Below are 15132 nucleotides of genomic sequence, written 5' to 3' on the forward strand. Positions count from 1 at the left end.
GCGGGGGTGAAATTCCCGTTTCCGGCTTACGCTCCCCGCGTGGACCTGCCCGTGATGCCGCCGGTGCGCCCGATGCTGGCCAAGGCCGTGCCCGCGGTGCCGCGCGAGCCGGGTCTGGTCTACGAGCCGAAGTGGGACGGCTTCCGGTGCGTGGTGTTCCGCGACGGCGCCGAACTGGAGCTCGGCTCCCGCAACGACCGCCCGCTGACCCGGTACTTCCCCGAGGTGGCCGAGCTGCTGGCGAAGGGCCTGCCGCAGCGGTGCGTGGTGGACGGCGAGATCGTCATCGTCACCCCGGACGGGCTGAGCTTCGACCTGCTCCAGCTGCGCCTGCACCCGGCGGCGTCCCGGGTGCGCAAGCTGGCCGCCGAGACGCCGGCCGCGTTCGTCGCGTTCGACCTGCTCGCGCTGGACGACCGCGACCTGACCGGCACCCCGTTCGGCGAACGCCGCCGGCTGCTGGCGAGCGTCCTCCGGGACACGCCCGGCCTCCACCTGACGCCCGCGACGGACGACCCGGACGTGGCGCAGGACTGGTTCACCCGGTTCGAGGGCGCGGGCTTCGACGGGGTGGTCGCCAAGCGCACGGACCTGCCGTACGAGCAGGACCGCCGCGTGATGTGGAAGGTCAAGCACGAGCGCACGGCCGACTGCGTGGTGGCCGGGTTCCGCTGGCACAAGGACGGCGAGGGCGTCGGCTCGCTGATGCTCGGCCTCTACGACGAGGCGGGCGCGCTGCACCACGTGGGCGTGGCGAGCAGCTTCACCGCCGCCCGCCGCCGGGAACTGGTGGCCGAGCTGGCCCCGTTCCGGGAACGCGCGCTGGACGACCACCCGTGGGGCGAGTGGGCGCGCATGGACGCCGCCACGCCGGGCGCGCAGAGCCGGTGGGCGCCCGCGAAGACGCTGTCCTGGGAGCCGGTCCGCCCGGAGCTGGTCGCCGAGGTGCGCTACGAGCACGTCCAGGCCATGCGGTTCCGCCACACCGGCAGACTGGTCCGGTTCCGCCCCGACCGCACGCCCGAGTCGTGCACCTACGCGCAGCTGGACGAGGCGCCGCCGGCCGAACTGGCCGAGGTGTTCGACCTGTGACCGAGGTGCAGGGCGTCCCCGATCACCAACCCGGACGAGGTTCCCGGTCCGCGCCGGCGTGACCGACGAGCTGCGCGTCGCCTGGGCCCGGCACCCGGCGTCGGCTTCCCCGGCAAGCGGTAGTGCCGATTTCTCCAAGAGTCCGCACCCCATCGCCGGACAGGCTGGGCGCATGTTCCTGATCACCGGCGCGACCGGTACCACCGGCGGACTCGTCCGCAAGCTCCTGCTCGACCGTGGCGAACCCGTCCGGAGCATGACCCGCAGCCCGTCCCGGGACGACGACGTCCACGGCGACTTCGACGATCCGTCCACGCTGGTAAGCGCTCTCCAGGGGGTGGACGCCGTCTACCTGGTCACCGTCCCCGCGACGCCGACACCGACCCACGACCTCGCCCTGCTCGCCGCCGCCCGGACCGCCGGGGTGCGCAGGATCGTGCGACTGTCCGCCATCGGCACCGGCGAGCGGTTCGGCGGCGAGGTGCTCGGGGCGTGGCACCTGGCCGCCGACGACGCCGTCCGGGGCAGCGGACTGGAGTGGACCATCCTCCGGCCGGCGTCGTTCGCGACCAACCTGCTGCGTGAGCCGGTGTACAACCTGACCGGCGACGCCGGGCACGCCGTGATCGATCCGCGCGACATCGCCGCCGTGGCAGCGGAAGCGCTGACCACGTCGGTCCACAGAGGACAGCTGTACACGCTCACCGGCCCGGGGGCGCTGAGCATCCCGGAGCAGGCAGCGATCCTCGGCGAGGTCCGGGGGCGGCCGGTCGACGTGGTCGACGCCGAGCCCGCCACCGTCGACCCGACGTGGCGGGGCAGCGTGCTGTGGGCGCGTGCCGGGCACACCGCCCGGGTCACCGACGACGTGACGCGGGTGCTCGGCAGGCCTGCGACCGACTTCGCCCGGTGGGCGCACGAAGTAGGCCGACACCTGTCCTAGTCGTGCGTCATCCTGGACGGCATGAGCGACACCCCCGGCCGCCTGCTGACGCTGCTGTCCCTGCTCCAGACGCCACGCGAGTGGCCGGGCAGCGAGCTGGCCCGGCGGCTGGAGGTGAGCCCGCGCACCATCCGCCGCGACATCGACCGGCTGCGCGACCTGGGCTACCCGGTGCACGCCACGATGGGCGCGGAGGGCGGGTACCGGCTGGCGGCGGGCACCGCGATGCCGCCGCTCCTGCTGGACGACGAGGAGGCCGTGGCCATCGCCGTCGGGCTGCGCACCGCCGCCCGCCAAGCCGTGACCGGCATCGAGGAGTCGTCGGTGCGGGCGTTGGCGAAGCTCGAACAGGTGCTGCCGACCCGGCTGCGCCGCCGGGTGGGCGCGCTCGGCGCGGCGACCGTGCCGGTGTCGCTGGGCGGCGACGGCGTGACGGTGGACCCGGAGCACCTGGCCACGATGGCGGCGGCGGTCGCCAACCGGGAGCGGCTGCGGTTCCACTACCTGACGGCGGACGGCACGCAGACCCGGCGGCACGTGGAACCGCGCCACCTGGTGCCGTCCGGTCGCCGCTGGTACCTGCTGGCGTTCGACCTGGACCGGGACGACTGGCGGATCTTCCGGGTCGACCGGGTGGACCGGCTGCTGGCCACCGGGGCCCGCGCGGAGCCCCGGGAGCTGCCCGGCCCGGACGCCGCGACCTACGTGCGGGACAAGATGCTCAGCCTCGCCCCGACCTACCGTGCGGTGGCCACCGTCCACCTGCCGATCGCCCGGCTCCGGGGCAGGCTGGGCGACACGCCGACGGACCTGGAGCCCGTCGACGGGACGCGGACGCGCGTGCACAGCCACACCGACACGCTGGAGTTCCTGGCGTTCCAACTGGTGCAGCTCGGGTGCGAGTTCGAGGTGCACGAGCCGCCCGAACTGATCGCCTACCTGCGGGAACTGCGCGGCCGGATCGACCGGGCGGTACCCGCTGAGGACGTGCGTGACCAGCCGGCGCCATGATCCCGCGCCGCCTCCCCCCGGTCGGGTCTACGCGATGGCCGCCGCCGCCTGCCGGAACGCCTCCACCAGTTGCGGCCAGCGGGTGGCCCGGTCCCGGTTGATGGACTGCGGCGACGGGTGCGGCCCGTTGAACACCTTGAGCCCGTAGCCGCGCCCGGACAGGCTCCAGCCGGTGCCGGCGGGCGTGCCCAGGACGACCACGACCTTCAGGCTCTTGAGGATGCCCAACAGCTCCACCAGGTACGGCACGGCGGCGCGCAGCTCGGCGGGCGTCGGCGCGTGCCCCTTGAGGTACCAGGGGACGATGTTCCAGTTCAGGCACACCTGCCGGGACAGGCCCGCCTCCTTCAGCGCGGTGAACCCGTTGACGGCGGTCTGGTCGTCGTTGTCCAGGGAGATCAGGCCGGAGCCCGCCCGGGAGGCCGCCGAAGCGGGGCCGGGCGACTCCAGCAGCAGGAGGACCTTGGCGTTGACGCCACCGCTGGCCGGGTCGAACAGCGGGACGTCCACCTTGCGCTCGTCGGCGATCCGCCGGGCGAACTCGGTGAGCGGCTTCATGTGCGGAGCCTGGAGGAGCGTCATCTTGCGGGCGACGATCCGGGGGTCGCGGTGGCCTTTGGGCGACGCCGGGAACACGTTGGAGGGCACCCGCCGACTTTCCACCGGAACGACGACTGGCGGCCATCCTCCGTCCGGGCGGAACACCCCATCGCACAGCGTCCTTGCTCACCCACTGTGTTGACAACGATGACCACTCCTGCCGACTCCCCGGCATCGCGAGCGCCGACGACGACGCGCACGACCGCCCACACCCCTCCGGGTGCACCGCCACCGTCAGACGAGCACCGGCTCCTCCTTCGCCACCGCCACCCGGCGCGGCAGCGCGAACGTGGCGAGCAGCCCGACCACCATCCCGGCCGCGGTCAGCAGCACGGCGACGAACCCGCCGTCCGCGGTGGCCGCACGCGCCCCGTCACCCTCGGGCACCCCCGCGTTGGCGACCGCGATGAGCACGGCGAGACCGACCGCGTTGCCCAGGTTCAGCGTGGTGGACGCCAAGCCGGACGCGACGCCCTGCTCGTGGGCGGCGACACCGGACGCGGCGGCGATCCACATCGCGGTCCACACGATGCCCTGCCCGACGCCCATCACGACCAGCCCCGGCACGGACGCCGCGAAGCTGCTCTCCACGTCGAACGCGAACGCCAGCACGACGGTCCCCACGATCCCGATGGAGAAGCCGTAGACCAGGGTCGCCCGGACGCCCAGCCCGGTGGCCATCCGCTCGCCGAGCTGCGTGCCCGTGGCGATCGCCAGCGACGGCACCAGGAACGCCAGACCGGCCTGCAACGCCGAGAACTGGTGCACGGTCTGCAACAGCACGGTCAGGAAGTACGGCAGCGCGCCGAACGTGCCCATGAAGATGGCGGTCACCGTGACGGCGACCAGGAGGCTGCGGTTGCGCACCATGCGGGGCGGCATCAACGGATCGGCACTGCGTGCCTCGATCAGGGCGAACGCGGCCAGGAACAGCACCGCCAGCACCGCCGCGACCAGCACCGTCCGCGAGGTCCAACCCACCTCCGGCCCCTGTACCAGCACGAACACCAGCAACGTCGCGCCGGCCGTCACGGTCAGCGCACCGGGCAGGTCGAACCGCCGCCGCTGCCGTCCCCGCGGGTCGGCGGGGATGACGGCGAGCGCGGCCAACGCGACGATCCCGGCCAGCGGCACGTTCACGAAGAACACGGCGGGCCAACCGAAGCTCTCCGTCAGCACGCCGCCGAGCAGCGCGCCCACGGTGAGGCCACTCGCACCCGCACCGCCCCACACGGCGAGCGCCCGGTTGCGCTTGGGACCTTCCTCGAACAGGTTGTTGAGCAGCGACAGCGTGGACGGCAGCAGCAACGCGCCGCCGATGCCCTGCACCGCCCGGGCGATGATGATCACCGCCGGTGACGTGGCCAGGCCACCCGCCAGGGACGACACGGCGTAGAGGGTCAGCGCCAGCACGAACATCCGCCGCCGGCCGAGCAGGTCCGCCGCCCGCCCGCCGAACAGCAGGAAACCGCCCGCCAGCACCACGTAGGCGCTGACCACCCACTGCTGGGTCTGGCTGGTGAAGCCGAGTTCCGCGCCGATGTCGGGCAGCGCGACGAACACGATGTTGAGGTCGAGCGCGAAGATCAGCTGAGCCAGGGCGAGCAGCGCGAGGCTGAGCCCCAGCTTGCGGTGGTCGGCCACGGGAGCATCCTTAAGGTCCGATAGTACGAATGTTGACGTACGGTCGGATCGTACGACACAGCTCGTACTGTCGTACACTGGGTGCCGTGATCGGCCACCACCCCGAACGGGACCGGATCAAGCTGGAGAACGTGCTGACCGCGCTGGGCAACCCGATGCGGCTGGCCGTCGTCCGCGTGCTGGCGGGCGGCGGCGAACACGCGTGCGGAACGGTGCTGAGCAAGGAGATCTCGAAGTCCACGCTCACCCACCACTGGCGCGTGCTGCGGGACAGCGGCGTGATCTGGCAGCGGTCGGCCGGCCGGGAGCACCTGCTGTCGCTGCGCCGGGAGGACCTGGACGCTCGCTTCCCCGGCCTGCTCGACGCCGTCCTGTGCGGCGTGGACACCGACCCGGAGACGATCGACCGGTACGCGCCCTGACCGGGCCCGTGCCGGAGGTGCCGGAGGTGCCGGCGGCTAGCGGTTGCGCGCGTGCTGGCGGGCCAACGCACCCGCGGCGAGGATCAGGATGATCGCCACCAGGCCCCAGCGGCGCTGGTCCCGGACGTTGCGGTTGAGGTCGGAGACGGTCTCCACGCGCGACTCGGGCAGCCGGATCCGCGACTTCGGGGGCGGCGTCGCGGCGGTCGGCGTGATCTCCTCGGGAGGAGCCGGCGGGATGGCCGCCGCCGGGGGGACCTCCGGCGCGACCGGAACGAACGGAACCGCTGGGGCAACGGGGACGACCGGCGCGGGAGTCGTCGTCGACGCGGGAATCGACGGCGGCGGGGTCGTCGGAACCGGCGTCGTCCGCGCGGTGGTCGTCGGTGCGGTAGTCGTCGGCACGACGGTTGTCGTGGGCACGACGGTTGTCGTGGGCACGGTGGTCGTCGGAACCGTGGTCGTCGTCGGCTCAGTGGTCGTGGGAACCGTCGTCGTGGGAACCGTCGTCGTGGGAACCGTGGTCGTCGGGACCGTGGTCGTCGTCGTGGGCACGGTCGTCGTCGTGGGCGCCGGAGTCGTCGGGGTCGGAGTCGGCTCAGGCGGGTCCACGATGGGCGGCACCGCCAGGCAGCCGGACGCGTCGATGGTGCGCTTGGCCGGCCGGGACACGATCTCGGTCACCACGCCCGACCCGTCCAGCGCCACGCGGAAGAGCGTGCTCTGCCCGTCGTCCTGGTTGCTGGTCGCGTACAGCGCGCCGTCCCGCCCGAACACCACCGCGCCGTAGCTGCTCCCGGCCGGCAGCCGTCCCGCGCCGGGCACCTTGCGGACCCTGCCGCTGTCCGGGTCGACCGTCACCGGGTAGGCGTGCCCGTACCCGAACGTCGCCACCCCGTACAGCAGGCCATCGGCCGGGTTCACGTCGAAGTCGTCCACGGTCAGCGCTTCGAGCGGCGGCCACAGCCTCGTCTGTTGCACGACCTCCAGGTAGTCGTCACTGTCCGGGTCGACGTCCACCGACACCAGCAGGTGCCCGATCCGCACCACCAGCCGCTCCCCCACCACGGCGCCGGCGGTGGCGTGCCGCAACAGGTGCGAGGGGTACGACGGCACGTCCAGCACATTGCCCTCGCGGTCGAGCGCCACCACCCGCCCGTCCTCGTCGATGCCGTACACCCGGTCCTGCGGCGCGGAATAGCCGATGGCGTTGACCCGCACGTCGAGCGTGCTCACCGGCCGGGCCGCACCGGACGGCAGGTCCACCACGTAGACGGACGACGGACCGTGGTCGCCCGCCTCGACCTGGATGGTCGAGCACACCGCGAGCGCCAGGACTTCGATCATCCGAACCGCGCAACAGCCGACCGGAAGGCGTCCGGAGTCAGTTCCGCACCACCGCCGTACGGGTTCTGGAGCTGGTAGGTCGCGTACAGCAGCATGGTGAGGGTCGCCGCGAGGGTGGCCACGATGATCACGTGCGTGCGCATCAGCGGTCCGCCGAACAGCAGGGGCAGACCGATCGCCAGCACCGAGCCGATCACCAGCACGAACCACACCACGTTGCTGATCCCGCCGCCCGCCGCGTCCAGCCGAGCCTGCCGGGCCTGGTAGACCTGCCACAGCTGGGTGGCCGCCTCGGTCTTGCGGCCGACCTGCCACTCGTCGTCCGCGGGCGCGGCGGCGACCACCTGGCGGATCCGGTCGAGCTGGGACCAGCCGGTGGACTCGAAGGCCTCGCCGTCCGCGAGCTTGGGCCACTCGTCGTCGATCACGGTGGTGGCGTACTCGCGGGAGAGCTTCCGGACCTCCTCACCGGTCTCCCTGGACAGCGCGTCGGACGCCCAGGTCGCCGCGACCAGGCCGTCCGCCTCCTTGTAGGCCGCGTCGCCGGCCTGGCTCGCCGCGTCGAACAGGGCGATCAGCACGAACGCCACCAGGACCGCGTGCAGGCCGCCCACGATGGTGAACACCTGCCCCGCGGCCTCGTTGTTGGCCGAACGCCCCTCGGCGTCACCGTACTTCCGGATGAGGTACGCCAGCACGGCGGCGACGACGGCGGCGCCGCCGACCCACAACAGACCTGTGGTGATCATGCTCATTGCGGTCCTCTCACAACCCGGAATGAATTCCACAGATCCGCGAATTCACGCTTCCGAAAGGTAGTGAGCGGACTGTTCCGGCAACAAGGTTGTTCATCCGTGTGCCACGAAAAGCCAGGCCGTCAGGTGAAAACGGGCCGCCGGCGACGGATGCGAGGAGGTGTTGACCCACGCGAACGCGGCTCGGACCCCCTGGTCGGATTACCCCGTTGCTCCGACCGGGTCGCAGGCCCGACGACGCTCCGTCGCAAGCAGGCCGCCCACCCCCACCCCAGGGGCCACACCCCGGGACGAAAAGTTCACCCGTTCGGTTAGAAATGGGCTAACCGGCGAACAGCAGGGCCAGACCGCCCGAGGTGTAGCCGACCATCAGCACCAGCAGCGGCATCTGCCCGGTCAACTGCTCCTGCCGGGGCAGCAGCCGCAACGTCCGGTCGTGCGCGGACACCACGGCCAGCAGGTGACCGGCCAGCACCGCGCCGAGCTGCACCGCCGCCACCACCGGAGGGGTCGCCGCCAGGTCGTTCGGCGTGAACCCGTCCACACCGGACAACAGGGCGACCCCGCGCTGACCTTCCACCACCAGCAGCGAGTAGTAGTGCGCCACCACGTACCCGGCGATGATCGGGATCAGCGAGTGCGCCAGTTCCCCGCCGAACGCCCGGCACGCCAGCAGGTAGCTGCCCGCGACCAACGCCACCGTCGCGACCAGGCCGACCCAGTCCGGCACCGGGGACAACCTGGCCCACGTCGGCGTGGACCCGATGCTGTCGAACGCCGTGGACCCCAGGCACACCGCCACCACCGCGACGAGGCCGGGCCGGACCGGCGTCGCCACCAACGCCCGGAACGGGTTGCCGCGCAGCGGCGACAACCGACCCAACAACGTGGAGTACACCTCGAACCCGTCCGCGTGCTCGAACCACGCCCGCCCGAACACCACCCCACCCGCCACGTTGACCAGGGCATACCCGCCCAGGAACCAGAACAGGGCACCCGGTTCGACCAGCTCCACCCAGGTGAAGGCGAGCAGCCCCGCAGCAGCGGGCCAATACCCGAGCCGAGCCGGGTACTCCTTGCCCAACGAGAAGCGCGCGGCCGGCCGCAACGGGTTGACCACCCGCCACACCGGGCCGAAGAGCATCGACACCACGGCGAGGCCCACCCAGAACAACACGAACACCAGGTGCGGCCACGCCCCGCCGGGCACGAACGGCAGTGCCACCAGCAGGAGCACCTGCACCGGCCACCACTCGCGGTGACCTTCCCGTTCCGCGGCCACGAATCGCGGCTTGGTCCACAACAGACCCAGAGCCAGGAACGACGCCAGCAACGCCACCGCCGCCCCTTGGAGCACAAGATCCAGGGGCAGCGGCAGGTCGTGCCGTCCGCCGACGCCGTGCGCCAGAACCGTCACCGCACCACCAACTGCGTCAGCAGCGTGTCGGGATGTGCTTCGACGTCGAACGTGCCGGTCTGGTCGGCCACGAACTTCAGCACGGCGGGCTTGCCCTCCTCCGCCTTGGCCAGCACGTCGAACCCGTGGACGTGCACGTCCACCGGCTTGCTGCTGGTCACCGTCAACTCGACCGACTGCCCCTTGGCCACTTCCTCCCGCTGCGGCGACGGCTCGTCCACCGACAGGTCGAGCACCAGCGGACCGTTGGTCGGGGCAGGTGCGGCCGTGCAGCCGGCGACGACCACCACCACCACCAACGCGAACAGCAGGACACGGATCACCGGGCCATTTCCTTCCTCATGAACGCGAACCCACCGGCAGCCAGACCGAGCCCGCCACCGAGCGTGAGAGCCACCAGCAGCCGGTCGACATCGGCCGGACCGGCGAACGGCAGCTGCGAGAACCGGAAGCTGTCGAAGTCCGGGATCCCCGCCACCACCAGCATCGCGCCGACAACAGCAGCGACGAACGCCGCAGCGGGCTTGCGACGAACGGCGGCCCCCACCGCCACGCCCGCCAACGGCCAGCACACCAGCCCCACACCGCTGGCGCCGACCATCAACGGGACGAACGACCCGCCGGTCACCGCCAACGTGGACCCGACCGCGTGCAGGACGTGCGCCACCGTCACCACGACCACTCCCCCGGCGAGCAACGCCTTGGAACGCCCCAGGAACCAGCCGCCGACCGCGATCGCCGACGTCACGAGCAACCACCACAACGGGTTGGGCCCCGGCACCGTGTCGACCCGTCCCCGCACCACCGACGAACCCAACGGCACCTCCCACACCTCGGCCGTGGTCCGCTCATCCCGGTACCGCCACACTTCCCCGGCCCCCACGACATGATCCGCGACGACGACCGCACTCGACCCGTCGTTGCGGACCTCCAACTGCGTCCCGTGGTTCACCATCCGCGCCGACACCCCGGGCAACGGCGGTTCGATACCGACGACCCGACTGAGGTGGTTCTGCGGCGTCAACCCACCGGCGTGCGCACTGGCGGGGGTGGCTGTCACCAACAGCATCCCCACCACCAGCAACAGGACCCTCACCGCCGCACGGGCACGAGCACCACCGCGAGCAGCAGCCCGTGCAGCCCGGCGACGATCGGCGCACCGGTCCACATCTCCGTGACAGTGGGCAACCGCCCCGCCGCGATCCCCGCCGAGGCGAAGAAGAACGCCCACGTGACGAACGGCGCCGCGAACCCGAAGATCCGGTACTCCCGGATCCGTTCCTCGGAAGGACGCAGCTTCCACAGCAACACGTCGATCACCACACCGGACAGCACGAACGCCGCAGCCGTGCTCAGGTTCTCGTAGTTCGCCACCGCCGTGCTCAGCAGCATCACCACGACCTGGAGGATGGTCGCGGTGCCGACCGGAACCCGGAACCTCCGTGCGGCCAACAACAACGGCGTCACCAGGATCAGGTTCGTCACCATGATCGAGGCCGCCAACCGCCCCGTGCCTGGGCCCCCGCCTTCCGCCTTGTCGAAGCTGAACGCCCGCACGATGCCTTGCGGCCCGTAGATCGTCGCGTCGGCGTACGAGGCGAACAACAACACCAGTGCGGCGGTGAACGCCAACGACAGCGCCGCCGGCACGAACCGCCCCAACGACGGTGCCACCAGGTCCCGATCAGCCCAAGCCGTCCGCAACGGCGTGGTGAGGATGAGGATCATCGACGCGATCAGCCCCAGGTGCGTAGGACTGAAGAGGATCTCGACCCCCTGCTCGATCCCGAGGAACGTGTGCCACAGGTAGTCCCCCAACCCGCTGAGCGCGAACACCGGCAACGCGAAAACCGCCGGCCCGTACCCCTCGGGGACAGCCGCCAACCCCCGCCGCCCCTGCTGCACATTCCGCCAGACCACCCAGAGGATCCACGCCCCGGTAGCCGCAAACCCCGAGTAGAACACCGCGTGCCACGGCGTGAAGAACGTCTCCAGCTCAGGGACGTTCGAATGCGCCCACGCATCCACGAACAACCCTAACGAAAACCACGTCCCCAACAACACGGTGACAAGATCCGTGCGATAGGAAGCCCTAACCCGCCCCTGCTGCAACATGCCCCACAGCGTCCCGGCGACCCACCCCCACCGAAACCGTGCCACCACCCGCCCATGGTGCGGCTACCCACACCCCACCCGACCACGCTCCCAGCACCCACCCAACCCCACGCCGCCGCACCCAGCCGTGCGCCAGCACACCCGTCCCCCGAGTGTTCTCCCCGTATGGCCTGCCCGCAGGGCTACCGCGCTTGTCCAGGGAGGTCAAGCACGCTTTCCGCTTGACCTCCCTGGACAAGGGTGGTCGTCTTCGACAGGCCATACGGGGAGAACGCGACGCCCTTCCCACCTCCTTGGCGGTCTGCCCATCCGGCGAGGACGCTTTCGCCTTTCACTCCCCTTCCCCACCCCTACCTCCCCCTTCCCCACCCCTCCACCCCGACCCACCCCTGCACCCTCACCCACCCCTGCACCCTCACCCATCCCTACCCGTTCAAATACCGCAACACCGCCAACACCCTCCGATGATCATGCGGACTGGCCGACAGATCCAACTTCGCGAAAATTCCCGTGCAGTGCTTCTCCACCGTCCGCTCCGCGATGAACAACCGCTGCGCTATGGCCTGGTTGGTCCGCCCCTCAGCCATCAACGCCAGCACCGACCGCTCCCGATCCGTCAACCGGTCGTCGCTGTCCCCGCGCCGCCGCCCCAGCAGCTGGCTCACCACCGCCGGGTCGAACGCCGACCCGCCCTCCCCCACCCGCCGGATCGCCGCGGCGAACTCCGCCAGGTCCGACACCCGGTCCTTCAGCAGGTACCCGACCCCGTCCGCCCCGGCATCCAGCAACTCCGCCGCATAGCTGACCCGCACATACTGCGACAGCACCAGAACCCCGGTACTCGGGTACTTCCGCCGCAACGCGACCGCCGCCCGCAGTCCCTCGTCCGTGTGCGTGGGAGGCATTCGAATGTCCACAATGGCCACGTCCGGTCGATGGCGATCCACCGACTCCACCAGCGCGACGGCATCCTCCACCGCCGCCACGACCTCGAACGAAGCCTCGGCGAGCAGAAGGGTCAACCCCTCCCGTAACAGCGTCGAGTCCTCCGCGATCACGACCCGCACGGCAGTACCACCCGCACGCTCGTGCCCCGACCCGCCGCGCTGAGCACCCTCATCGTCCCCCCGTTCGCCTCCACCCGTTCGGTCAACCCGCGCAACCCCGACCCGTCCCGGGCCTGCGCACCACCACGTCCGTCGTCGTCCACCCGCACCGCCAACGAACCACCGGACGCCCTGATCCCGACCCGTGTCCGCGACGCCTCGGCGTGCTTCGTCACGTTCGCCAACGCCTCTGCCACCACGTAGTACGCCGTCGTCTCCACCTGCGGCGGCAACGGGTCCGGCAACTCCATCACCAGTTCGACCCGGGGTTCCGCCAACGCCGTCAACTCGCGCACCGCCCCCTGCAACCCACGTTCGGTCAACACCGGCGGGTGGATCCCATGACACACCGCCCGCACGTCATCGATAGTCGCCAGCACCGCAGCCTTCGCCTCACCGACCAACTTCCGCCCTCGCTCCGCCCCCTCCCCTGTCCCCGCCGACACCAACGTCTCCGCCAACCCCAACGTCATCGCCACCGACAACAACCGCTGCTGCACCCCGTCGTGCAGATCCCGCTCCAACCGCCGCCGCTCGAACTCCGCCGCCCGCAACAACTTCCCCCGCGACTCGTCCAACTGCCGCACCCGAGCGCGCAGCTCGGCCGTCAACCGCTCGTTCTCCAGCGCCAACGCCACCGCAGCGCACGCCGCGTCCACCAACTCCAGATCCAGCACCGGGTCGTGCAGCAACAGCGCCACCGGCACGTCACCCCGGTCCACGCGGGTCTGCACGAACCCTTCCGCCGCTTCGACCGGCCGACCGGACGCGTCCACGTACCGCTCCTGCGACGCCATCCAGTACGCCACCCGCAGGTTCGGGTCGTGCAGCGTCGCCGCCAGCGCCTCCTGCACCCCGGCGTGCCTGCTGTCGCCGTTGAGCCGCACCACCAGGTCCGCCACACCGCCCCGGTCCATCCGCCGCCGCAGCAGACCGGCCAGGTAGGCGAACGGGATCCCGACCAGCGCCAGCATCAGCGCCACCACGGGCGGTTCCAGCCCGGCGCGCTCCACCGGTTCCCACGCGGCGAACACGATCACCGCCACCATCGACGCGCCCAGCATCGACGTCAACGTCCTGCGCTGCGCCATGCTGCTGCACGTCCAGCGGTGCATCTGCAGGCACAGCATGGCCAGCCCGATCAACGCCGTCGCCGGTGTCTCGGTGCTCAGCGCCGCCCGCGCCCACGGCTGGTCGGACGCGGAACCGGCCACCGCCAGCACCACGACCTCCGCGTACCCGGCGGTGACCACGAGTCGGCGCGGGACCGTCTTCAGCCGTCCGGTCGGGAACGCGACCACCAGGTGGCCGAGCACCGCGGGCCACGCCTTGGCCGCCACCGACACCAGGAAGTCCGACTCGTCGTCCACCAGGAACTTGAGCAGCCAGCCGATGCCGACGAGCACCATCAGCACGCCGATCCGGTTGCGCGGCTGTGCCTGCCGGCTGATCACACCCGCGATGACGAAGACCGCGCTCACCGCGATGATCGCGGACATCAGCAGCATGGGCCCAAGGTAGCCGCGGCACGGCCACGGCGGCGTGAAAGCGGCGCGTTGACAGCATCGCGGTCAACAGCAGGTGGTTGACGGCCCGCCGCCGACTTCGGTACCGATTGGTCCAGCAGTGCGGTGCTCCTCGGGGGAGCCCGCGGTGCGGCACCGGGGGTGACGGGAGTGGCCGAAGCCGACTTACCAGCCGCGAGGTTCGCGTTCTGGCGGAGGATCGCCGAACAGTCCCTCGCGCGGTGCGGCCGGAGCACCGACTTCCGAACCGGCGTGCAGTGCGAGGAGCTGCACGGGGTCCGATTGGCCGAACTGACCGTCCCACCGCCTCGTGCCGCGCGGACGCCACCGCGCCTCCGCCGACGCGCCGCCGAGTTCTACCACCTCGTGCTCAACCTGCACGGCGGGTTCGGCATCTCCCAGAACGGCCGGGAAACCGCGCTCGGCGACGGCGAGATGGTCCTCTACGACACGTCCCGGCCGTTCGAGGGCTGGACCGGCACCACCGCCGCGGGTCCTGGCGAGAAGGTCCTGCTCCAGTTCCCCAAGTACCTGCTGCCGCTGCCGGCCGGGCAGGTGGAACCGGCGCTGCCCGCGCGCCTCTCCGGCAACGACGGCCTCGGCGCGCTGCTCGCGGGGTCGCTGCGCGAGCTGGCGGCCCGCGACGGTCACGAGCACGCGGCCCGCATCGCCTGCATCTCGCTCGACCTCCTCGCGGCCGTACTCGCCCAGCACCTCCACGCCGGCCCGTCCGCCGACACCCGACGACATGCCTTGATCACGCGCGTGCGGACGTTCATCGACGGCCACCTGGCCGACCCCGAGCTGTCCCCGGCCGTGGTGGCAGCCGCCCACCACATCTCCACCCGTCAGCTGCACCGGCTGTTCGCCGACCAGGACCTCGGCGTGGCCGGTTGGATCCGCCGACGTCGACTGGAGCGCAGCCGCCACGACCTCGCCGCACTGCGCGAACCGGTGCACGTGGTGGCCGCCCGGTGGGGTTTCCCCGACGCCGCGCACTTCAGCCGGTTGTTCCGCAGCACCTACGGCATGTCGCCCACCGACTACCGGCACATCTGGTCCGCCGCGTGGCCCGCGACGAGCTGACCTCGCCTCAGCCCGCGACAAACTGCCCCCTCAGTCGCGACAAACCGACCTCGCTTGACGCGAAGACG

General features: G+C 71.4%; 15 protein-coding genes. 5 read left to right on the forward strand and 10 right to left on the reverse strand.

All coding sequences use genetic code 11. The features are described 5' to 3' along the window. Positions 1–39: 39 nt before the first annotated feature. The 3 genes from FHS29_RS29970 (at position 40) to FHS29_RS29980 (ending at position 3046) form a co-directional block, all read left to right on the forward strand. The gene (locus FHS29_RS29970; RefSeq protein ID WP_184696403.1) at positions 40–1092 is read left to right on the forward strand and encodes an ATP-dependent DNA ligase; all 1053 of its coding nucleotides are present in this window, start codon (positions 40–42) and stop codon (positions 1090–1092) included. A 172-nt stretch (positions 1093–1264) separates the two neighbouring features. Continuing rightward, a complete protein-coding gene (locus FHS29_RS29975; RefSeq protein WP_184696405.1) occupies positions 1265–2035 on the forward strand; it encodes an NAD(P)H-binding protein in 771 nt (256 codons plus the stop codon). 21 nt (positions 2036–2056) lie between these two features. Beyond that, positions 2057–3046: a helix-turn-helix transcriptional regulator gene (locus FHS29_RS29980; protein WP_184696407.1), complete on the forward strand. Its 990-nt coding sequence runs from the start codon at positions 2057–2059 to the stop codon at positions 3044–3046. A gap of 27 nt (positions 3047–3073) precedes the next feature. Here the strand turns inward: FHS29_RS29980 and FHS29_RS29985 are convergent, their stop codons facing one another. Continuing rightward, positions 3074–3694, reverse strand: a complete 621-nt coding sequence (locus FHS29_RS29985) for a uracil-DNA glycosylase (RefSeq protein WP_184696409.1) — start codon at positions 3692–3694, stop codon at positions 3074–3076. Between the two features lie 186 nt (positions 3695–3880). After that, positions 3881–5290 (reverse strand): MFS transporter, encoded by a 1410-nt coding sequence (locus FHS29_RS29990; RefSeq protein ID WP_312865163.1) that lies wholly within the window; start codon positions 5288–5290, stop codon positions 3881–3883. 86 nt (positions 5291–5376) lie between these two features. Here FHS29_RS29990 and FHS29_RS29995 point away from each other — a divergent pair, with 86 nt between their 5' ends. Next, positions 5377–5712 (forward strand): ArsR/SmtB family transcription factor, encoded by a 336-nt coding sequence (locus FHS29_RS29995; RefSeq protein WP_184696411.1) that lies wholly within the window; start codon positions 5377–5379, stop codon positions 5710–5712. 36 nt (positions 5713–5748) lie between these two features. Here the strand turns inward: FHS29_RS29995 and FHS29_RS30000 are convergent, their stop codons facing one another. From FHS29_RS30000 to FHS29_RS30035, 8 genes are all read right to left on the reverse strand, one after another. Next, on the reverse strand, positions 5749–7059 hold the full coding sequence (locus FHS29_RS30000; protein ID WP_184696413.1) for a hypothetical protein: 1311 nt from the start codon (positions 7057–7059) through the stop codon (positions 5749–5751). Then, entirely contained in the window at positions 7056–7814 is a 759-nt protein-coding gene (locus FHS29_RS30005; protein ID WP_184696415.1) for a bestrophin-like domain, read from the reverse strand. Before FHS29_RS30005 ends, FHS29_RS30000 begins: the two co-directional genes overlap by 4 nt. Positions 7815–8136: 322 nt before the next feature. Further along, a complete protein-coding gene (locus FHS29_RS30010; protein WP_184696417.1) occupies positions 8137–9231 on the reverse strand; it encodes a hypothetical protein in 1095 nt (364 codons plus the stop codon). Continuing rightward, on the reverse strand, positions 9228–9554 hold the full coding sequence (locus FHS29_RS30015; protein ID WP_184696419.1) for a cupredoxin domain-containing protein: 327 nt from the start codon (positions 9552–9554) through the stop codon (positions 9228–9230). Before FHS29_RS30015 ends, FHS29_RS30010 begins: the two co-directional genes overlap by 4 nt. Continuing rightward, complete coding sequence (locus FHS29_RS30020; protein ID WP_184696421.1) at positions 9551–10327, reverse strand: hypothetical protein; 777 nt, start codon at positions 10325–10327, stop codon at positions 9551–9553. The genes FHS29_RS30015 and FHS29_RS30020 overlap by 4 nt, the downstream gene beginning before the upstream one ends. After that, positions 10324–11259 carry a hypothetical protein gene (locus FHS29_RS30025; RefSeq protein WP_312865164.1) on the reverse strand — a complete coding sequence of 312 codons (936 nt, stop codon included), beginning with the start codon at positions 11257–11259 and terminating at the stop codon, positions 10324–10326. The genes FHS29_RS30020 and FHS29_RS30025 overlap by 4 nt, the downstream gene beginning before the upstream one ends. A 512-nt stretch (positions 11260–11771) precedes the next feature. Then, the gene (locus FHS29_RS30030) at positions 11772–12413 is read right to left on the reverse strand and encodes a response regulator (RefSeq protein WP_184696423.1); all 642 of its coding nucleotides are present in this window, start codon (positions 12411–12413) and stop codon (positions 11772–11774) included. Then, positions 12401–13960 carry a sensor histidine kinase gene (locus FHS29_RS30035; protein ID WP_184696425.1) on the reverse strand — a complete coding sequence of 520 codons (1560 nt, stop codon included), beginning with the start codon at positions 13958–13960 and terminating at the stop codon, positions 12401–12403. Before FHS29_RS30035 ends, FHS29_RS30030 begins: the two co-directional genes overlap by 13 nt. Before the next feature lie 168 nt (positions 13961–14128). Here FHS29_RS30035 and FHS29_RS38310 point away from each other — a divergent pair, with 168 nt between their 5' ends. Continuing rightward, positions 14129–15064 (forward strand): helix-turn-helix domain-containing protein, encoded by a 936-nt coding sequence (locus FHS29_RS38310; RefSeq protein ID WP_184696427.1) that lies wholly within the window; start codon positions 14129–14131, stop codon positions 15062–15064. Positions 15065–15132: the final 68 nt, after the last annotated feature.

The sequence above is a fragment of the Saccharothrix tamanrassetensis genome, from assembly GCF_014203665.1.
GTDB classification, from domain to species: domain Bacteria; phylum Actinomycetota; class Actinomycetes; order Mycobacteriales; family Pseudonocardiaceae; genus Actinosynnema; species Actinosynnema tamanrassetense.

Excerpts from the sequence above, each read along its gene's own strand:
- FHS29_RS29975 (WP_184696405.1), top strand. The coding sequence starts at position 1,265 with ATGTTCCTGATCACCGGCGCGACCGGTACCACCGGCGGACTCGTCCGC.
- FHS29_RS29980 (WP_184696407.1), top strand. The coding sequence starts at position 2,057 with ATGAGCGACACCCCCGGCCGCCTGCTGACGCTGCTGTCCCTGCTCCAG.
- FHS29_RS30000 (WP_184696413.1), bottom strand. The coding sequence starts at position 7,059 with ATGATCGAAGTCCTGGCGCTCGCGGTGTGCTCGACCATCCAGGTCGAG.
- FHS29_RS30005 (WP_184696415.1), bottom strand. The coding sequence starts at position 7,814 with ATGAGCATGATCACCACAGGTCTGTTGTGGGTCGGCGGCGCCGCCGTC.
- FHS29_RS30035 (WP_184696425.1), bottom strand. The coding sequence starts at position 13,960 with ATGCTGCTGATGTCCGCGATCATCGCGGTGAGCGCGGTCTTCGTCATC.